This is a genomic window from Pseudomonas sp. 15A4, assembly GCF_016925575.1.
Lineage (GTDB): Bacteria > Pseudomonadota > Gammaproteobacteria > Pseudomonadales > Pseudomonadaceae > Aquipseudomonas.
The window spans coordinates 2533512-2553672 of the sequence record NZ_CP068986.1 but is presented as its reverse complement, the minus strand read 5'-3'; the positions used below and the strand labels follow the sequence as shown (position 1 = coordinate 2553672).

Here is a 20161-nt window from a genome sequence, read left to right as displayed (position 1 = left end):
TACAATTCGGAATGGGACCAGAGCCAACAGCGACATCAGGCCTGACGGGCCGGCAAGCGCATGATCATCCTCAGGCCCTGCCCCGTGTTCTCAGCCCACAAGTCGCCACCTTGCAGGCGCAGCGAGTTGCGCGCGATGCTCAGGCCCAGGCCGAAACCGCCGTCGCCGGGGCGGGCGCCATCCAGGCGGATAAAGGGTGCGAAGATCCGCTCGAGATCGCCCTCGTCGATCCCGCCCCCTGATCTTCGAGCCACAACAGCCAGTCGTCCCCTTCCCGGCGACCGTCCAGGCGCACGATGCCGTGAGGCGGTGAGTGGCGGATGGCGTTACGCAGAATGTTTTCCAGCGCCTGCGCCAACGTATTGAGATGGCCACTGACCCAGCACTCGCTGTCTAGATCGCAGCGCAACTGACGGGACGGCCAGCAGGTTTCGAAACAGGCGTTCTCCACCAGCATCTCCCACAGCGCCACCACCTGAATATCCTCGCCGGGAAGTTTCTCGCGCTCGGTGTCAAGCCAGGCCAGTTGCAGGGTGTCGTCGACCAGGCGGCGCATGCCGTCCACTTCCCGGCTCAGGCGCTCGCGCAATTCGGGCAGGGTCTGCTCGCTGTCGCAGGCCACCCGCAGGCGACTCAGGGGCGTGCGCAGTTCGTGGGAAAGGTCACGCAATAACTGCTGCTGAACCTGCACCGTCGAATGCAGGCGCGCGGCCATGTGATCGAAGGCGCGGTTCAGCTCGCCCAGCTCGTCACGGCGCTCGGTCATCTGCGGCGACAGCCTGCTGCTCAGCCGATCGGCGCGCCACGCGTTGGCCTGTTCGCGCAGTTGGTTGAGCGGGCGAATCAGCAGGCGATACAGCCCAACGCACAGCAGCAAGGTGAACAACGCGGGAATCAGCCCGTTGGTCAGGATTTGCCCGATCCACGCGTAACGGCCCGGCTTGAAGCGCTCGGGCAGTTCGATCACCAGACTGCCGGCGTCCGGGTTGCCCGGAAACGCGATCTTCAGCCAAGGCACGGTCTTCTGCCGCGTGCTCATGGGCCAGTCGATGCCGCGCATAAAGGTCAGCCGTTGCGACTGCTCGCGGGTCAGCGGCGTGCTGCCGAGGGATTGCAAGTCGCTGCCGATGACCCCGACCCAGCCCGTTTCCTGCAGCCGGACCTGCTTTAGCCAATCGTCGATGCCACGCTGGCCGCCTGTGTTCCATGCCTGTTCGGCCTGCGCCGCATAGCCGTTGAGCACCTGGTGGGCTTCAGCGTTCAGATAGGCGTTGCGGGTCTCGATGTAGCGGCCCCAATACCAGCTGAGCCAGATCATCAGCAGGCAAAAGCCGACCAGCAGAACGGCCAGTTTCCAGAACAGCGAATGCCGACCGGGCAGTTTTTTGCGCGGCTCAACCATTCAACACCTCAACCATTCAACACCTCAACCATCCAGCACCGCAGCCGTCAGCACGTAGCCCTTGCCCCAGACCGTGCGCAGTTGCCGTGCCTGATAGCCAACGGCCTTGAGCTTGCGGCGAATCTGGCTGATGTGCATGTCCAGGCTGCGGTCGTGCTGGGAATAGCCGCGCTGCAGGACGTGCTGATAAAGGAAGGCTTTGCTGAGGACGTCTTCCTGGTTGCGCCACAAGGTTTCCAGCAGACGGTATTCGCTGCCGGTCAATTGCGCCGGGGTGCCGACGAAGAAGACATCGCAGCGTCCGTCGTCGAAGGTCAGGCCGTCTGCTTCAGGTTTCTCCACGCCGGCAGCGGGCTCGTTGGCAGTCAGGCCGTGGAAGCGTCGTTCCAGGTCGACCCGTCGCAGGATCGCCTCGATGCGCACGCGCAGCTCATCGACGCTGAACGGTTTGGGCAGGTAATCGTCGGCGCCGTTCTGGAAGCCGGTGATGCGGTCGGCCTCGGCACCCAGGGCGGACATGAGGATGATCGGCACGGTATGGCGACGACGCAGATGGGTGAGGATGTCGAGGCCGTTCATGCCAGGGAGCAGGATGTCCATCAGCACCACATCGAAGGGTTCGCGTTGCGCACAGGCCAGCCCTTCGGCACCGTTCTGGCACCAGGTCACCTGAAACCCGCAGCGATCAAGCTGATCGTGGACAAAAGCGCCGAGCACGACATCGTCCTCGATGGCGAGTATGTGGGGGCGATGGAGGCTGGCGGGAGTCATTGGCGTCTGCGACTGATTCTCAAGAAGGGGATTATTCAAGATTGCGTGCGGCGGGGCAATGCTGGCCTGCCGGAGCGGTGATCTTTAGTAGGACCGGCTTCAGCCGGGAATAGGCCAGTTGGACACCATCAAATCTGCGGTGTGATGACTGCCGCCTTCCCGGCTAAAGCCGGTCCTACTAGGGAAGTGTCCAGTCCCATCATGTGCACACCCCGCGGTCCTGTAGGACCGGCTTTAGCCGGGAAGAGGCGGGTTTGGACACCCTCAATTCTGCGGCGTAACACTTGACGCCTTCCCGGCTAAAGCCAGTCCTACAAGGGAAGTGTCCCGCTCCATCAGATGTGCACGCGCCGGCCCCACTGTGTGCACGAGGCGCAAATGACTACACTGCGCAGTGATTGCGCTTCACGCGCTGCATGGGCGCTGCATTTGCCTGAATTCGTGCCGGGTTGCTGGAGAAGAAGTGTGCTGAAAAAAGTGGGCATCAAAGGCCGCGTCATGCTGCTGACCCTGCTCCCGGCCTGCCTGATGGCGGCATTGCTGGGGGGTATTTTACCTGGATGCAGCTGACCGAGTTGCAGACCCAATTGCTCAAACGTGGCGAGATGATTGCCAACGAGCTGGCGCCGCTGTCGGCCGGCGCGCTGGCCAGCGGTGATCAGGCCATGCTTGAACGGATTGCCGGGCAAGTGCTGGAGCAGGCCGACGTGCGTGCGGTGTCGTTCCTCGATGCCGACCGGGGGATGTTGGCCCACGCCGGCCCGAGCATGATCAACCAGGCCCCCATCGGTAACAGCACGCACATGCTGCAGCGGTCGGAAAACGACGCCACACGCTACCTGATGCCGGTGTTCGGGCGCAGTCGCCACCTGACGGGCGACGTCGTTCCCGCTGAAGCCGACCACCTGCTGGGCTGGGTCGAGCTGGAGCTTTCACATAACGGGACGTTATTGCGCGGCTATCGCAGCCTGTTCGCCAGCGTGATCCTGATTCTTATCGGTCTCGGTCTGACCGCGATGCTGGCATTGCGCATGAGCCGCACCATCAACGGCCCGATCACCCAGATCAAGCACGTCGTCGCGCAGTTGAAGGACGGCAACCTCGAAGCGCGGCTGCCGCCCATGGGCAGTTACGAACTCGATCAACTGGGTTCGGGCATCAATCGCATGGCGGCAACGTTGCAGAACGCTCAGGAAGAATTGCAGCACAGCATCGAGCAGGCCACCGAAGACGTGCGCCAGAACCTGGAAACCATCGAGATCCAGAACATCGAACTGGACCTGGCGCGCAAGGAAGCCCTGGAAGCCAGCCGGATCAAGTCCGAGTTTCTGGCGAACATGAGCCATGAAATCCGTACGCCGCTCAACGGCATCCTCGGTTTCACCCACCTGTTGCAGAAAAGCGAGCTGACGCCGCGTCAGTACGATTACCTGGGCACCATCGAGAAATCCGCCGACAATCTGTTGAGTATCATCAACGAGATTCTGGATTTCTCGAAGATCGAGGCCGGCAAGCTGGTCCTCGACGCCATCCCGTTCAACCTGCGCGACCTGCTGCAGGACACGCTGACCATCCTCGCCCCTGCCGCCCACGCCAAACAATTGGAGCTGGTGAGTCTGGTCTATCGCGACACGCCGTTGTCGCTGGTGGGCGATCCGCTGCGCTTGCGGCAGATCCTCACCAACCTGGTCAGCAATGCCATCAAGTTCACCCGCGAAGGCACCATCGTGGCGCGGGCGATGCTGGAGGAAGAACACGACACCACGGTGCAGTTGCGCATCAGCGTGCAGGACACCGGCATTGGTCTGTCCAGTCAGGACGTGCGCGCGCTGTTTCAAGCGTTCAGCCAGGCGGACAACTCCCTGTCGCGGCACTCCGGCGGCACCGGGCTGGGGCTGGTGATTTCCAAGCGGCTGGTCGAGCAGATGGGCGGCGAAATCGGTGTCGAGAGCACGCCGGGGAAGGGTCGGAATTCTGGATCAGCCTGACACTGCCAAAAACCCGCGACGACCTCGAAGACCTGCCCGCCCCGCCGCTGCTGGGCCGTCGCGTGGCGGTGCTGGAGCATCACGACCTGTCGCGCCAGGCGCTTGAGCATCAACTGGAAGACTGCGGCCTGCAGCCGATGGTCTTCAACAATCTGGAAAACCTCATCAATGGCGTGACGGTGGTGCATCAGACGCCCCATGCCATCGACATGGCCGTGCTCGGCGTCACCGCCCACGAGCTGCCGCCCGAGCGCCTGCGCCAGCAGATCTGGGACCTGGAAAACCTCAACTGCAAAGTGCTGGTGCTGTGCCCGACCACTGAACAGGCGCTGTATCAATTCTCCGTGCCCGACGCCTATAACCAGTTGCAGGCGAAACCTGCCTGTACGCGCAAATTGCGCCGCGCGCTGTCGGAGCTGATCCAGCCCAAACAGTTGCGCAGCGAGGTGCCGGAGCCGCTGTCGAGCCGCCCGCCGCGCATTCTCTGCGTGGACGACAACCCGGCGAATCTGTTGCTGGTGCAAACCTTGCTCGAAGACATGGGCGCCAAGGTCAAGGCCGTCGACAGTGGTTATGCCGCGGTGCAAGCCGTACAGGACGAACCTTTCGATCTGGTGCTGATGGACGTGCAGATGCCGGGCATGGACGGACGCCAGGCCACCGAAGAAATTCGCAGCTGGGAAAGCGAGCGCCAGGCCACATCGCTGCCCATCGTCGCCCTCACCGCCCACGCCATGGCCAACGAAAAGCGCGCGCTGTTGCAGAGCGGCATGGATGACTACCTGACCAAACCGATCAGCGAACGCCAGCTGGCGCAGGTGGTGCTGAAGTGGACCGGGCTGGCATTGCGCAATCAGGCGCCCGAGCGGCACGTCGAGCTCGCACAGGCCGGCATCAATCTGCAGGTGCTCGATCACGAGGAAGGGCTGCGGCTGGCGGCGGGCAAAGCCGATCTGGCCGCGGACATGCTGGCGATGCTGCTGGCCTCCCTCGCCACCGACCGCGAAGCCATCCGCAACGCCCGCGAGGCCAAGGACAATGTCGCGCTGATCGAACGCGTCCACCGCCTCCACGGCGCCACCCGTTACTGCGGCGTCCCGCAACTGCGCGCGGCGTGTCAGCGCAGCGAGACCCTGCTGAAGCAGGAATCAGCAGACAGCGACAAGGCACTGGACGAATTGGAGAAGGCCATCAACCGCCTGGAAACCGAGGCACGAGTGAGTGCTTGATCTGGGTCACTGGTTTTTTGTTCTGTGACGAATAGGCTGCAGGGTTCGGGGGTGGGTCAGGTCAAATGAGGGCACTGACAGAACGCCTTCGCGAGCAAGCTCACTCCTACAGTGGATGCGGGGTGCCTAAATCCTACGTTCGACGCGACATTGCAGGCCCATCTATAAAGGAGCAACCATGCGCACGCTTGTCTACAGCAGCCAGACCTACGACCGCGAGAGCTTTCTTGGCGCGCAGGTCGCGGCGGACATCGAACTGCATTTCCAGCCCGCGCGCTTGACGCTGGACACCGTCGCGCTGGCTGATCAGTACGAAGTGGTCTGTGCGTTTATCAACGACGACCTGAGCGCGCCGGTGCTTGAACAATTGGCAGCAGGCGGTACCAAACTGATTGCGCTGCGCTCGGCCGGTTTCAATCACGTCGACCTCGCCGTCGCCAAGCGCCTGGGCCTCAGTGTCGTGCGGGTTCCGGCCTATTCGCCCCATGCCGTCGCCGAACATGCGGTGGCGTTGATTCTCTCGTTGAACCGCCATCTGCACCGCGCCTACAACCGCACCCGCGACGGCGATTTTAGCCTGCATGGCCTGACCGGTTTCGATCTGGTGGGCAAAACCGTCGGCGTGGTCGGCACCGGGCAGATCGGGGCGACATTCGCACGGATCATGGCCGGCTTCGGCTGCCAACTGCTGGCCCACGATCCGTACCCGAACCCGCTGGTCGAAGCACTGGGCGCCCGCTATCTGCCCCTCGACGAATTGCTCGCCGAAGCGCAGATCATCAGCCTGCACTGCCCGCTCAACGAGCACACCCGGCACCTGATCAACCCGGATTCGCTGTCGCGCATGCAGCACGGCGCGATGCTGATCAACACCGGGCGCGGCGCATTGGTGAACACGCCGGCGCTGATCGACGCACTCAAGAGCGGCCAGTTGGGCTACCTCGGGCTGGACGTTTATGAAGAGGAAGCGCAGCTGTTTTTCGAGGATCGCTCGGACCTGCCGCTGCAGGACGATGTGCTGGCGCGACTGCTGACATTCCCCAACGTGGTGATCACCGCCCATCAGGCGTTTCTGACCAAAGAAGCCCTCGGTGCCATCGCGCAGACTACGCTGGATAACATCACCGGCTGGGCGGCGGGCAGCCCGCAGAATCTGGTGCAGTGAACCCGTTCTCCGCCGATCCCGGGCCGGTCGGCAGCGAGAATCCCTCTCTAAAGTGTTAGCATGCGCGCCTATTTGGAGACCCCCATGGCCGAACACGATTTCCGTTACAGCATGCTCACCCCGCAACACACCCTGATCGAATGCCGCAGTCTGGCCGTCGGGCGCTACCAAGTGACCGGCAACGGCGGCTCGATCAAGCCCGACGACGTGCTGCTGGTCACCGTCAAAGGCAGCAAAGAGTTGTTCATGCGCCTGAACGTCGAAAAAGTCCGTCACCTGATCAACCCGACCGGTCAGTGGGTGGCCGTTGCCAATGGCCCGGCGTTCACCGAGTTGGCGATCCATCAGTGGAAGGTGAACTGCAACGACTGCGGCAAAGAGCGCGACATCGAATTCATGGTCGACGGCAAGGACGGCAAAAAAGCCCTCAAGCCTGCCGCCACTGCGCGCATCGAGGAGCTGGGCTGGAAGGTCGTCGGCGAAAACCACCTCTGCCCTGCCTGCGCGAAGAAAGCCGCATGAAACCGCTTTTGCTGACACTGCTGGCGGCCACGCTGCTGACGGCATGCGCCACCGAAACCCCTGCGCTCAAACAAGACCACGGCTACGTGCTGGAATGGATCGGTGAACGGCCGTTGATCGACAACAGCCATCTGACCATGACCCTCGGCAACGACGGCCGCGCCTACGGCAACGCCGGCTGCAACCACTGGTTCGCGTCGTACCAGTTGCAGGGCAATGCGATCACGTTCGGCCCGGTCGGCAGCACCCGCAAACTGTGCGCACCGGCGCTGATGGAGCAGGAACACCGGTTCCTCGAGGCGATGGGCAAGGTGCAGCGTTGGGATGTTTCGCCCATCGAGCAATTGCGCCTCTGGCCTGCCCAGGGCAAACCGATGCGGTTCTGGCTGGAAGAAAACTGAGTCTGGCTGGGGCTTGCAGGCACGTGGTTTGCCCTGCGATCGGGTGCGAAGGAGCGGTAGCCCCGATACATCAGCTTCGACCGTTTAAAGACTGCTCATCATTGTGAATTCGAGCTGTTGCCCGCGACATGAACCTGTCAAACCCGGTTTGCACTGAAACAGCGGCGGGACTTCAAATCCCGCCTCGCTGGTGGTGAACCGAGTTCCCGACCAGGGAAATCGAGCGGCCTGAAACTCCGGAGTGTGGGTAGTGCAACCTGCGGCGTATCCGCTGTGCATCAGGTAAACAAATCCACGCCCAACTGGAAGGCAACCCACAGTGCAAGCCCCGTGGCGAATACCAGTGCGATGTTCTCCAGGATGTTGTTGCGATATTGCTTGTCCAGCAACGACTTCTGATTGGACATGATCAACAGGCCAAGGGAGATCACTGGCAAGCCAATAATGTTCAACGCGTTGACGCCGATGGTCAGGGTGACAAAGTCGGGCATGCCCGGCAGCGACCAGATGAGAGGTGTGACCAAGATGAACAACATGAACCACTTGTGCATCGGGTCGTGGTGAAACTCTTTGCCAAAACGTTCGCGGCGCTCGGGTTTGACTTGCTGGAAGGCGTCGGTGATCAACATTGGGAAGGCTGTCGTCTTGCCGGCAATACTGGCGAACAGCGTGGCGAACACGCCAATGAAGAATATGTACCAGCCAATCGAGCCGAAGAACATTTCCAGCGCCTTGCCCAGATCAGCAAGGGTGTTGACCTCAATGCCGTTGGGTCTCAGGATCTCCGCGCCGACGATCCAGATCGCCAGGTTGATGATGATGCCCACGAACACTGCGAATAGCAGATCGTTGCGCTGAACACGCTTGTGCCCCGGCCCGACCCAACCCTTCTGGCGCATTACATATGGATGCACGAAGTTGGCAACAGAGCCTGCGACTGCACCGATCACCGAGACGGCGACCAGCAGTGCGCCGTGGACGCCTTCATCGGGCGGAATGCTGAAGCCGATGGTCCCCTTGATGATCCCCGTCACGTCCGGCCCGGACATCAGCGCCAAGGCCATGAATGCCAGTGTCATGACGGCGAGCAAGGCTTTCATCACGCCTTCGATCAACGAATAGATATTCCGGCCCACCAGCATCCATACCGCCAGTACGACTGCCACGGAGCAAAGCAGCGGGTAGTCAATCTTGAAAAGCATGGCCAACGCTTCGCCAGCGCCTTTGATCATGTAGGCATTCATCAAATGCCCCATGAGCAGGGCATACGCCAGCAGGAACCATCCGAAAAATGGATGCAGCTGGGCATAACCCTGGAGGATGGTCATGCCTTGGTTATTGCAGAGTTGAAAGCGGGCAATGATGTTGACGATCAGATACCGGAGCAGCAGCGAGACTGCCAGCACCCACATCATGGCGTACCCGTAGTTGGCACCGGCGACAGAGGAAGTAATCAGGTCACCTGCGCCCAGCCAGGCCAATACGGCGATGATGCCGGGACCCAGGAGCTTGAATATTCTAACGACGCGGCTTTGCGATGGCGTTGTAGCCTGACCTTCGGCGGAGGGAGTGCTCGGCATAAGGGATCTCAATTGTTGTATTTGTTGGGAGATGCACAGTCGACCACAGTACGTATGATGTCGTACGACTTAGTTGTAACGAATTATTTGCACTTGCCACCCAAGGGAAACCGCCTGTTAAGGACAGCCTTGGCAGGCAGTTGTCTATGACGAGAGAGCATTAGGTCTACGAGTGCAGCGGTGGGATGTGTCGCCCCACGAGCCATGCAGCTCTGGCCGGCTCGAGGCAAACCACTGTGGTTCTGGCCGGAGGCAAACCGATCCTATCCGGACTACCGAACGCGCTTTGCCTGAATCACCGTGTCGCCGGTAACGGCTGAAACTCGCCGCGCTCAAGGTTCTGCACCCGGTTGCCCATCGCGTCCGTTGCGTTGAGATCCGCGCCTTTGGCGGCCAGTGCGTCAAGGACATCCTTGCGATGGAACAGCGCCGCGTACATGGCGGCGGTCTGACCCGCGTTATTGCGTTGATCGGGCGCGCAATTCGCGGCGACCAGTTGCCGGGCGATGCTGAGTTCGCCTTTGAAGATCGCCCCCATCAATGCCGTATTGCCTCGCAGATCTTTGGCACAGGGATCGGCGCCAGCGTTCAGCAGCTGGGTCACGGCAGGTTGCTGGCCGTGGTAAGCGGCAAGAATCAGGGCGGTATAGCCTTTGTCGTCCTGGACGTTCAGGTCGAATTTGGCATTGATAAATTCGTTGAGCATGTCCTGGCGCCCCTCTCGGGCGGCCTGGAAAAACAGCTCCTTGAGTTGTGCCTGGGTATCGGCGGCGCTGCCGGTGTCTGACGGGGCGGCGTGGACTACGCTCGCCGTCAGACACAGCAACAGCCCATAAAGGGTTTTGCGCATGTGATGTCCTCCAAAAGGTGATGCCCTCCAAAACCTCGGCCCGCTGTGCAAACGGGCCGAGGTGGTTGGTCAGTCCTTCAGTGCCGCGGCCAGTTGCTTGACCTTGGCCAAGTCGCCATTGGCAACCTTGGTCACGCCGGTGCCGTATTCCGGATCCGCCTTGTAGAGGAACGACAGCATGATGTTCTTGCTTTCGGTGTCGGTGGTCGCCAGGGATTCACCGAAGCTCTGAATCAAATCCTTGCGGTCCTTCTCGCTGTAGGAACGGTACAGGTCGCCCGCCTGCTTGAAGTTCTGCTCTTTTTGGATCTTGGCCTGCTGCGTGCTGCCGGACAAAGGCAGTTGGCTGTAGCGCGCCTCTTCAACCGCTGGACGCGGATTGAGTCGGCTTGGCTCGTAGTTCACACCGGTGGTGGTGTGGCCGGTATTGAGCGGTCCGTCCTGGTTACCGTTGTTGACCTTGACCCGTGGTGCGTTGATCGGAAGGCTCAACACGTTAGGGCCCACGCGATAGAGCTGCGTGTCAGCGTAGGAAAACACCCGGCCTTGCAGCAAACGGTCTTCCGAAGGCTCGATACCCGGCACCACGTTGGCCGGTGCCATGGCGACCTGCTCGGTCTCCTGGAAGTAGTTATCCACGTTCTTGTTCAGGACCATCTGGCCGATTTTGCGCTCGGGAATATTGGGCCAGATTTTGGTGGCGTCCAGCGGGTCGAAGTCGAATTTCGCCAGGTCCTCAGGCTTGACCACCTGGACGTACAGGTCCCACTTCGGAAAGTCGCCCTTGTTGATCGCGCCAACCAGATCATGGGTCAGGTGGCTGTAGTCCTTGGACTGCACTTCAGCAACCTGTTTGGGGTCGAGGTTCTTCAGGCCCTGCAGGCTCTTCCAGTGAAATTTCACATAGTTCACTTCACCCTTGGCGTTCACCAGTTTGTAGGCGTGTACGCCGTTGCCGTCCATGGTGCGATAGCTGGCGGGTGTGCCTTCGTTGGAATAGAGCAAGGTCAGCGTGCGCGTGGCTTCGGGGACGTGGGAGAAGAAGTCGAAGCGTCGCGAATCGTCATCCAGGTTGGTGCGCGGGTCAGGCTTGAAGGCGTGGACCATGTCCGGGAACTTGATCGCATCGCGTATGAAAAACGTCGGGAAGTTATTACCGACCAAGTCCCAATTGCCGTCGGCGGTGTAGAACTTGGTGGCGAAGCCGCGGGGGTCTCGCAGGGTTTCAGGGGAGTGGTTGCCGTGGACAACGGCTGAAAACCGCACGAACACCGGGGTGTGCTCACCCTTGCGGAAGACCGTGGCCTTGCTCAGATCAGAGGCATCGTCGGAAGCAACGAATTCGCCATGCACGCCAGTTCCGCGAGCATGCACGACACGCTCCGGAATGCGTTCACGATCAAAGCGCTGAAGTTTTTGCAGCAATTGCACATCTTGCAGGAGGACCGGGCCGTTTGGGCCGGCGGTTTGAGAGTTCTGGTTGTCGCCAACGGCGGCGCCATTGTCGCGGGTCAGGGTATCAGCGTACGCGGCAGAACTGACCATCAGGCTCGCGCCAATCAGGCTGGCCGCGATAGGGGATCGGGGTAAGTACATCTCGCTCTCTCTCTGTTTTTGGTTGTTCTGAGAGTGAAAGCCTACGGCTAGAGCCCGCGATTGCTGAATTGGTTCTGACTATGTGGTTGATAAATTTATAGATGTTGACGCATACCGAGGGGTCTACTCGGTGCGATCAGCAGGCCTCCGGTTTCTTCAATCGTACAACCTAAATGTCGAAACGGGTGTTGCCTCGTCAGGAGGTAGTCGGGGGAAGTCACCGATACCCACGCGCCTGGATGTCGAACAGGCTGGCATAGCGCCCGCCGCCAGCCATCAGTTGCACGTGGCTGCCTTGTTCCAGAATGCGGCCCTGATCCAGCACGATGATGTGGTCAGCGTTGCGCACGCTGGAGAATCGGTGAGAAATCAGCAACGTCATGCGCCCCTTCGCGTACTCGCGGAAGTGCTCGAACACGGCAGCCTCGGCCGCAGCGTCGAGGGCGGCCGTCGGCTCGTCCAGAATCAGCAGATCAGCCTCACGGCGCATGTAGGCCCGCGACAGTGCCAGCTTTTGCCATTGCCCACCGGACAGCTCCTGCCCACCGGCGAACCAGCGCCCCAACTGCGTGTGATAGCCGTTGCTCAAGCGTTCGATGAAGTCGGCGGCGATCCCTTGAGTGGCCGCATCGCGCCAACGGTCCTGGTCATCGAACGCTCCGACGTCACCCACCCCAAGGTTTTCGCCGACGGTCATCTGGTAACGGATGTAGTCCTGAAAGATCACCCCGATGCGCTGGTGCAGGGCCTGTTCCTCCCAGTCCTGCAAATCGCTGCCGTCCAGCAGGATCCGGCCTTCGTCAGGCGTATAGAGTCGGGTAAGCAACTTGATCAATGTGGTTTTACCCGAGCCGTTTTCGCCCACCAGGGCCAGGCTCATGCCGGGCGTCAGGTGCAGGCTGATGTCGCTGAGCGTGGCCTGCGCGGCACCCGGGTAGCGGAAACCCAGGCCCTCGCAGCGCAGGCCGTCGCCCGGGCGTGCACCGGCCTTCAACGTGCCACGTGCATCTGCCACGGGCACCTCAAGGTATTCGTAGAGGTCAGACAGGTACAGGCCGTCCTCGTACAAACCGGCAATCGCGCTGAGGCTGGCCGTGATGGCGACCTGGCCTTGCTTGAACAGGACCAGGTACATCGTCATCTGCCCCAGTGTGGTCTGACCGCGCACGGTGTCCAGTACCACCCAGGCGTAGGCCACGTAAAACGCGGCAGTGCCCAACAGTCCGAGGGCAAAGCCCCAAACGTCGCGTCGCACGGTGAGCCGGCGGTCTTCGGCGTACAGGCGGGTGAAATTGTCGCGATAGCGTTGCAGCAACAACGGCGCCATGCCGAAAAGCTTCACTTCCTTGGTGTGCGACTCATGGGATAGTAATGCTTCCAGGTAATTTTGCTGGCGGGTTTCCGGGGCGCGGCGCTGAAACAGGCGGAAGGCATTACCGGAAAAATGCGTCTCGGCGAAGAACACCGGCAGCGCGCCGAGCACCAGGATCAGCAGCGCCCACGGGGAAAAATGCACCAGCAGCACCGCAAAGCTGACCAGCGAGATCAGGTTTTGCGTCAGCCCCAGGCCTTTTGTGACCAGGCCCAGTGGCCGGGTCGATGCATCGCGGCGCACGCGCACCAACTTGTCGTAGAAGGCCGAGTCCTCGAACTGCAGCAGCGACAAGGTCTGGGCCTTTTCCAGGATCATCAGGTTGACCTTCTGCCCCAACTGCACCCGCAGCAGCGCTTGTTGCATTGAAAGCGCCCGTTGCGCCGCGGCCAGCAACGCCAATACGCCCGCCTCGGCCAACACGTAACGCATGACAGGCCATACCGGCGCCTGGCTGCCATTGGCGTGGATCTGCATCGCCTGAACCACCGCATCGACAATCCGCTGGCCGATCCAGGCGGCCAGCGCGGGCAATATACCGGCGATCAGCGTCGCCACGATCAAACCGCTGAACAATGGCCGGGAAGTCGCCCAGACCAGGCCAACCGCCCTGCCGCTCTGGGTTGAAAATGCAGTCAAACGATTAAACAACGACATTAAAGGCGCAGGCTCCGGGTTGTCAGCGACAGGGGATTGTACCGGCTCGTTCGGCACGCTTCGCCGGTCTTGTTGATCGCTATCCCGATATTCAAGGGCGATTCAGGCGTTGCACAGAACTCGCGGCACTCAGTTATAGCCGTTTACCGGGCAAAGAGACCTGAGTTACGGCTGTATCGGAAGTGGGAACCAGAAGACAGTGGCCCAGTCCAACTGCACGACGAACCAGCATGGACACAGGACAGTGTTATCAACCGTTTTAGTGGTGGAAGATGACTGGCTCATCCGCAGTTTGATCCATGAAATTTTAGAGACCGAAGGCTTCGAGGTGGTAACAGCAGAGACAGGCGACGACGCCTGGGACTGGTTGTGCGAGACCTCGGGAGGGGCCGATCTCATCCTGTCCGACATCCATATGCCGGGTGGGCTGAGCGGTATCGGGCTGGCTAATCGGGTGCAGGCTCATTGGCCCCGGATACCTGTGATCCTGTCCTCCGGGGGACGAGGGCAACAAATTCTGGAGTCTGGATACGCGCCCCTTTTCATCCCTAAACCCTGGCATTCCCAAGACATAGGGACGATTTGTCGACGTGCATTAGCCTTGGCAATTAACCGAGAGTGATCCTGCCGATCCCAGGCCGGGCAGATGATCAGGCGGGGATGATCGAAATCTTGCCGTTTCGCTCCAGGATCGCGTACTTGATCTGCTCCACTCGCTCGAAGCCCTTCTCTATCCTTGCGGCTTCCAGGATGTCATCTTCCTGGATCCGCGCCTCATGCATGCGATGCCGCAGGAAAGCGCCGTTTTCAACGACAATCGTCGGCCCCCCATCAATCAGCTTGGCCAAGCGTTTGGAACGGCGCTTGACGAGGGAAAGCCCGATGTCGATCACCATCAAGGTCACGATGACCAGAATCGCATTGGTCACGGAGAAGTCATCGCCCAGCAGCGCTTGCTGGGTGGCTTCGCCAATGACCATCAGCAGCACGAAATCAAACGACGTCAGCTCGCCCAATGATCGTCGGCCAGAAATCTTGAAGAGCACCATCAGTGCCAGATAAATCGCGCCCGCGCGTAGTACGGCATCCATTGAGCACCTATGGGTAAATAAACTGAGTGACTGGAATATGGCCGCCGCCCACGACACTGATCTGACTTTTGAAAAGCCCGATGCCGTCGCTGCGCCATGAGATAAAGAGCGTGACGTGCCCGCTCTTGTCGGTGGGGAAAGTAAGACTCAAACCCTCGGGACTGCCCACCGAGCTGACCGGCTGCGGCTGGATAGACTCGATGCTGAAGCCATCCAGCATAGGCTTGCTGATCGACAGTGTGACCTCTTTGCCCGGCTGCCCCGTGACCTGAACGATCATTGGATTGGTCCCGCCCGCTCGGTGGAAACGCTCGTATTGCACCGTCAGGTCGCCCTGCTCACTCACCGATTCAAGCGTGCTGAGCGGGCCTCTGGAAAACAAGCCGAGCAATGTCAGGATGACCACCGCCGTCAGCACATACCAGCCAACCCTCTGGAACTTCCAGACCTTGCGCTGCAGCGCAATGTCCTCGGCCACGGGGTGTTCACGGTCCTGCATTTCCTGCTCTAAGAGGCTCATACGCATCACTCGTCGGGACTAGCGATGTGACCGCTCTGATCTGTGGGAAGTTCTGGTGGGGTAGGCGGGTGCTGCTGATTCCTCAGCGAGTGGCTAAAACCCAACTCATACAGCCGCTCGCCACCCACACAACCATGGACACCTCAAACAAAAAAACAACGCCCGGCAGCAGTCAATGACGCGCACCGGGCGACTCCCATTCACACCACCTTCAGCACGATTTTGCCGATATGGTCGCCCTGCTCCATTCGCTGATGCGCTTGTGCTGCGTCGGCGAGAGGGAAAACACGGTCAATGATTGGCAGGCATTCGCCTTGACTGAGCAACGGCCAGACATTGGCCCGTATGGCGCGAGCAATCTCGGCTTTTTCCTCCGCGCTGCGCGAACGCATCATCGACCCGGTCACCGAGCCTTGCTTTTCCATCAACGCCAGCAGATTGAAGTCCTTCACGGAGCTGCCGCCCAGAAAGCCGATAATGACCAGTCGACCGCGTCGTGCAAGTGAGGCCACGTTGTTATCGAAATAGCTGCCGCCCATGATGTCGAGAATCACGTCCACGCCCTTCTCGTGGGTCTGCCGGGCGATCTCCTGAGCGAAGTCTACCTCGCGGTAATTGATCGGTTCGCCACCCAGTTCGCGGATCCGGTCGCACTTTTCCTGGCTGCCGGCCGTAGCAAAAGCCTTGATCCCCAGCGCCTTGCACAGCATCAGCGCGGTCGTGCCGATGCCGCTGGTGCCGCCATGGATCAATACGGTGCAGCCCTCTCGGGCACGGCCCAGCTCGAAAAGGTTGGCCCACACGGTGAAGAATGTTTCCGGAATGGCCGCGGCCTGAATCATGTCCACGCCGTCGGGGACCGGTAATGATTGGGTGGCCGCCACAACGCAGTATTCGGCGTAACCACCGCCATTGGTCAGCGCACATACCTTGTCGCCCAGCTTGAAATCGGCCACCTTTGCGCCAACCCCGACGACCTCACCGGCCACTTCCAGCCCGGGCACAGGGGTCATGCCGGGCTTCATCGGGTATTTGCCCGAACGCTGTATGACATCAGGACGATTGATGCCGGCGGCATGAACCCGGATCAGTAACTCGTGCTCACCCGGCGTTGGCACATCGGCCTGCATTATCTTTAATACGTCGGGGCCACCGGGTTCGGTGATCTCGATGTAGTTCATACGGTTTGGCACATTCATGGGACACCTTTTGTTGACTAGGCTAATTGCTGAGAGAGCTAAAGACTCTGAAAGCTGAACGTCAAAGACATTCAGCCTTTTTAGCGGCCCATCGAATCAACCCTCGACGGTAAACCTCAGTCCGGCTTTTTCAGTCAGGCGCTTGATCAACGCCTCATTCAACGCCGCCGCAGGCGTCCAGCAACCGCCCGGGGTCTCCTCACGTGTCACATCTAAGGCCAGCGCCATCGCTGACTCGGCCAACATCTTGGATGTCGACAGGTAGCCCGGATCCTCATCGCAACTCACGGATGCCTTGAGCACCTGACCGTCTGCCAGTTCAGCGATGAACAGCACATCATAAAAGCCTGCCTCAATCTCCTTCTGCGTCGGCCCTTGCCCCGGTTGCGGATGACCGCCCTCGTTAAAGGAGAAGCCCGCAAGGCCAGGCTCATCGTCTTCGCTCGGTTGTGCATCGAGCATCAGCATTTCGTCGTACTGAAACGACGTGCCCCACAGGTGACCCTCCAGCAAGTTGGTGCGATGCACTGCCTTGGAATTGATGCCCGACATGATGAAAGGCCCGACCCAGGTCTGAGCCAGTTCATCCCTGTAGGGGGTCTGGTCATCAGGTTGCTCGACGCCTTTGAATCCTGGTGTGTAGGCAAAGGGATCGGCCACCAGTTCACCGAGAGCAGGATCCTGCGCCGCCGCTGCCACCACAGCATCGACACTCAAGAACGTGCCACCGGACAGCACGCCTTGCATCTTGCGTACGCGGCCCCTGATCCGAGGCGCATAACGAGCGAACTTCTTCATGACCTGCTGCTGGGTGAACCATACGCCGAGGTCGAACGGCACCGAATCGAAACCACAGGAGAACACCAGTCGCGCGCCCGATGCCTGAGCTTGGGCCTGATGGCTGCCGATCATCCGGGCAATCCAGGGGATCTCCCTGAGAGGTCAACGTAGTCCGTTCCCATCTCGGCGCAGGCTGCCACCAGGTCCGAGCCATAGACCGAAAACGGCCCTGCGGTGGTGATCACGACCCGGGTCGCGGCAACCATCTCGCGCACGGACGCCCGGTCCTGGGCATCGGCCACGATCAGCGGCAGCGCTGCGGCGTTTGCCCAACGGTCCCGAATGGCTTCCAGCTTGCTCAGGCTGCGACCGGCGATGGCCCATTTAACAGGGCCGTCGACGCCGTATTGAGTGAATAAGTATTCAGCGACCAGCCGACCGGTGTAGCCCGTGGCGCCAAAAATGATCACATCGAATGTTTGTTTACTCATGGAAAAGATGATTCCTGAAAGCGCCGCAAAGCGAATGCGACACTTTAGCCATCATGGCTACAAATGATTAGATGGTATGGTTGGAATGGACCTATAACCGCAGAGCATCAATCGTGCGCGACAACGTCACCGACCTCCTGGCCCTCTTGCGGGTCGCCCGTGAAGGCAGTTTTACCAAGGCAGCGGCGCAGCTTGGCGTGTCCCAGCCTGCGCTGAGCCGCACCATCACCAAACTTGAATCGCGCCTGGGGGTGCAATTGCTGACCCGCAGTACCCGCAGCGTCGCGCCGACCGAAGCCGGCGCGCGCCTGATCGACAGCATCGGGCCGCATTTTGACGGGATCGAGTCAGGGCTCAACGAGCTGAGCGAACTCAGCGGCACGCCGGCGGGTAGCCTGCGCATCACCTCCATGGAGCACGCAACCCAACTGGTCCTTGCCCCGGCTGCGCTGCAATTGATGACCGACTATCCGGGCATCAAGGTCGAAATCAACGACAGCTACGCATTGGTCGATATCGTTGCAGAGCGCTTCGATGCCGGTATCCGCCTGGGGGCGCAGCTGGCTCAGGACATGATCAGCCTGCCCATCGGCCGGGACTTTCGCCTGGCATTGGTGGCCGCCCCCCTATCTGGAACACCGTGCTTGCCCCCTGACGCCACAGGATTTGACCGAGCACGCCTGTATTAACCTGCGCCAGCCCACCTCGGGAGGGTTGTGGGCGTGGCCTTTCGCAAAAAACGGGAGAGAAATCAAAGTACGCGCCGACGGGCATCTGGTGAGTAATAACATCTGGCTCATGCGTGATTTCGTCAGGGCGGGTGCCGGACTGGGCTACTTCCCGGAGCATCTGGTCGAGCAGGATCTGGCACAAGGTCGCCTGGTGCGGCTGATGGAGGACTGGACTGGCACCGTCACCGGGTATTACCTCTACTACCCAAGCCGGCGCCAGCACAAACCGGCTTTTCGTCTGCTTCTGGATGCCCTGCGTGATCAGTCAGGTCGCTGAGTGTTTTCTTCTGGCCGATGGCTGCCTTGCGACCAAGGCTTGGTCTATTTGCTGGGGGCACTTGCTGGGTAGCTTCGCCAATGACCATCAGCAGCACGAAATCAAACGACGTCAGCTCCCCCTATGATCGTCGGCCAGAGATATTGAAAAGCACCATCAGTGCCAGATAAATCGCGCCCGCGCGTAGTACGGCATCCATTGAGCACCTATGGGTAAATGAACTGAGTGACCGGAATGTGGCCGCCGCCCACGACACTGATCTGGCTTTTAAACAGCCCGATGCCGTTGCTGCGCCATGAGATGAAGAGCGTGACGTGCCCGCTCTTGTCGGTGGGGAAAGTAAGGCTCAAACCCTGGGGACTGACCACCGAGCTGATCGGCTGCGGCTGGATAGACTCGATGCTGAAGCCATCCAGCATAGGCTTGCTGATGGACAGCGTGACGTCTTTCCCCGGCCGCCCCGTGGCCTGAACGATCATTGGATTGGTCCCGCCGGCGCGGTGGAAACGCTCGTACTGCACCGTTAGGTTATCCTGCTTACTCACCGCTTCGAGCGTGCTGAGCGGGCCTCTGGAAAACAAACCAAGCAATGTCAGGATGACAACCGCCATCAGCACAAACCAGCCAACCCGCTGGAACCGCCAGACTTTGCGCTGCAGCGTAAGGTCCTCGGCTGCGGGGTGTACACGGTCCTGCATTTCCTGCTCTAAGAGGTTCATACGCATCACGAGTCGGGACTAGCGATGTGACTGCTCTGATCTGTGTGAAGTTCTGGTGCGGTAAGCGTGCGCTGCTGATTGCGTGGGGTGTTTGAGACGCTGGACTCGTCTTTGGGTTTAGCGCTTCGATCATGCTGGCGGCTGCTTTGGGGCCCACTTCAGCCTGTCGAGGGTGCGATCTGTGCTGCTCAGGTCCGATGCCAACACCCGGTCAAATCGAATGCAAACATTGAGTGAGTTGCACAGCAATTTCCCGCTAGTCGGCCACGCGTAAAGCCGATTGAATAAGGATAGATCCTGCGCTGTGTGGGCAACGCAGGGTTGGCACGGTCTGGTTTCAATTCCCGCCACTGGTTGATCGGCCTGCAGTCCGCCGGTTTGTTCAACCATTACAGCCTGAATGACTAAAAACGAGTGTTGGCTCGTCAGTGGGTAGTCGGGACGGTTACCGATATCCACGCGCCTCGATGTCAAAGAGGCTGGCTAGCGCCCTCCTTGGACCACAAGTAACGCAGGACAGGCCATACCGGGGCCTGACTGCCATTGCCATGGATCTGCATCGCCTTAACCGCGGCACCCACGACGCTCTAGCAGATCCAGGCGGCAAACGCGTGCAATATGCCGGCGATCAGCGTCGCCACGATCAAGCCGCTGAACAAGAGGCGGGACGTCGCCCAGCCAAAGCCGACCGCCCTGCCGCTCAGGGTGAAAATGCAGTCAAACGATTGAACAACGATATTAAAGGCGCGGGCTCCGGGTTGTCGCTGACAGGGGATTGTTGCGGCTAGCTCGGCAGGCTTCGCCGGTCTTGTTGATAGCT

Annotated in this window: 15 protein-coding genes and 3 pseudogenes; 6 read left to right on the top strand and 12 right to left on the bottom strand. The window is 60.3% G+C overall.

Translation table 11 applies throughout. The features are described from left to right. Window positions 1–35: 35 nt before the first annotated feature. A pseudogene (locus JN403_RS11485) lies at window positions 36–1402 on the bottom strand (sensor histidine kinase). Window positions 1403–1426: 24 nt separating this feature from the next. Beyond that, on the bottom strand, window positions 1427–2173 hold the full coding sequence (locus tag JN403_RS11480; RefSeq protein WP_205487034.1) for a response regulator transcription factor: 747 nt from the start codon (window positions 2171–2173) through the stop codon (window positions 1427–1429). A gap of 465 nt (window positions 2174–2638) precedes the next feature. Between JN403_RS11480 and JN403_RS11475 the strand changes: the two are divergent. The 4 genes and pseudogenes from JN403_RS11475 (at window position 2639) to JN403_RS11460 (ending at window position 7478) form a co-directional block, all read left to right on the top strand. Further along, a pseudogene (locus JN403_RS11475) lies at window positions 2639–5390 on the top strand (response regulator). A gap of 178 nt (window positions 5391–5568) precedes the next feature. After that, window positions 5569–6555 carry a 2-hydroxyacid dehydrogenase gene (locus JN403_RS11470; RefSeq protein ID WP_205487033.1) on the top strand — a complete coding sequence of 329 codons (987 nt, stop codon included), beginning with the start codon at window positions 5569–5571 and terminating at the stop codon, window positions 6553–6555. A gap of 84 nt (window positions 6556–6639) precedes the next feature. Further along, entirely contained in the window at window positions 6640–7077 is a 438-nt protein-coding gene (locus tag JN403_RS11465; protein ID WP_065992852.1) for a hypothetical protein, read from the top strand. Beyond that, complete coding sequence (locus JN403_RS11460; RefSeq protein ID WP_205487032.1) at window positions 7074–7478, top strand: META domain-containing protein; 405 nt, start codon at window positions 7074–7076, stop codon at window positions 7476–7478. The genes JN403_RS11465 and JN403_RS11460 overlap by 4 nt, the downstream gene beginning before the upstream one ends. Window positions 7479–7756: 278 nt before the next feature. On the opposite strand, the gene JN403_RS11455 is transcribed toward JN403_RS11460, so the two are convergent. The 4 genes from JN403_RS11455 to JN403_RS11440 form a co-directional block, all read right to left on the bottom strand. Continuing rightward, a complete protein-coding gene (locus JN403_RS11455) occupies window positions 7757–9058 on the bottom strand; it encodes an Nramp family divalent metal transporter (protein ID WP_205487031.1) in 1302 nt (433 codons plus the stop codon). A 295-nt stretch (window positions 9059–9353) separates the two neighbouring features. Beyond that, a complete protein-coding gene (locus tag JN403_RS11450) occupies window positions 9354–9908 on the bottom strand; it encodes an ankyrin repeat domain-containing protein (protein ID WP_205487030.1) in 555 nt (184 codons plus the stop codon). A 69-nt stretch (window positions 9909–9977) separates the two neighbouring features. Then, a complete protein-coding gene (katB, locus tag JN403_RS11445; RefSeq protein WP_240356956.1) occupies window positions 9978–11453 on the bottom strand; it encodes a catalase KatB in 1476 nt (491 codons plus the stop codon). Window positions 11454–11721: 268 nt separating this feature from the next. Further along, window positions 11722–13533, bottom strand: coding sequence for an ABC transporter ATP-binding protein (locus JN403_RS11440; protein ID WP_205487029.1), 1812 nt, complete (start codon window positions 13531–13533; stop codon window positions 11722–11724). Window positions 13534–13777: 244 nt separating this feature from the next. Here JN403_RS11440 and JN403_RS11435 point away from each other — a divergent pair, with 244 nt between their 5' ends. Beyond that, the gene (locus JN403_RS11435; RefSeq protein WP_074892304.1) at window positions 13778–14155 is read left to right on the top strand and encodes a response regulator; all 378 of its coding nucleotides are present in this window, start codon (window positions 13778–13780) and stop codon (window positions 14153–14155) included. Between the two features lie 28 nt (window positions 14156–14183). Here the strand turns inward: JN403_RS11435 and JN403_RS11430 are convergent, their stop codons facing one another. From JN403_RS11430 to JN403_RS25445, 5 genes are all read right to left on the bottom strand, one after another. Then, entirely contained in the window at window positions 14184–14624 is a 441-nt protein-coding gene (locus JN403_RS11430) for a YetF domain-containing protein (RefSeq protein WP_122622233.1), read from the bottom strand. 7 nt (window positions 14625–14631) lie between these two features. Next, window positions 14632–15144: a hypothetical protein gene (locus tag JN403_RS11425; protein ID WP_205487028.1), complete on the bottom strand. Its 513-nt coding sequence runs from the start codon at window positions 15142–15144 to the stop codon at window positions 14632–14634. Between the two features lie 200 nt (window positions 15145–15344). Beyond that, window positions 15345–16343 (bottom strand): NAD(P)H-quinone oxidoreductase, encoded by a 999-nt coding sequence (locus tag JN403_RS11420; RefSeq protein ID WP_205487027.1) that lies wholly within the window; start codon window positions 16341–16343, stop codon window positions 15345–15347. Between the two features lie 96 nt (window positions 16344–16439). Beyond that, the gene (locus tag JN403_RS11415; RefSeq protein WP_240356905.1) at window positions 16440–17255 is read right to left on the bottom strand and encodes a hypothetical protein; all 816 of its coding nucleotides are present in this window, start codon (window positions 17253–17255) and stop codon (window positions 16440–16442) included. Next, window positions 17252–17614 (bottom strand): saccharopine dehydrogenase NADP-binding domain-containing protein, encoded by a 363-nt coding sequence (locus JN403_RS25445; protein WP_240356903.1) that lies wholly within the window; start codon window positions 17612–17614, stop codon window positions 17252–17254. Before JN403_RS25445 ends, JN403_RS11415 begins: the two co-directional genes overlap by 4 nt. 110 nt (window positions 17615–17724) lie before the next feature. On the opposite strand from JN403_RS25445, the pseudogene JN403_RS11410 reads away from it, so the two are divergent. Continuing rightward, window positions 17725–18622: pseudogene (locus JN403_RS11410) on the top strand (LysR family transcriptional regulator). 206 nt (window positions 18623–18828) lie between these two features. On the opposite strand, the gene JN403_RS11405 reads toward JN403_RS11410, so the two are convergent. Continuing rightward, window positions 18829–19341: a hypothetical protein gene (locus JN403_RS11405; RefSeq protein ID WP_205487026.1), complete on the bottom strand. Its 513-nt coding sequence runs from the start codon at window positions 19339–19341 to the stop codon at window positions 18829–18831. Between the last annotated feature and the right edge of the window lie 820 nt (window positions 19342–20161).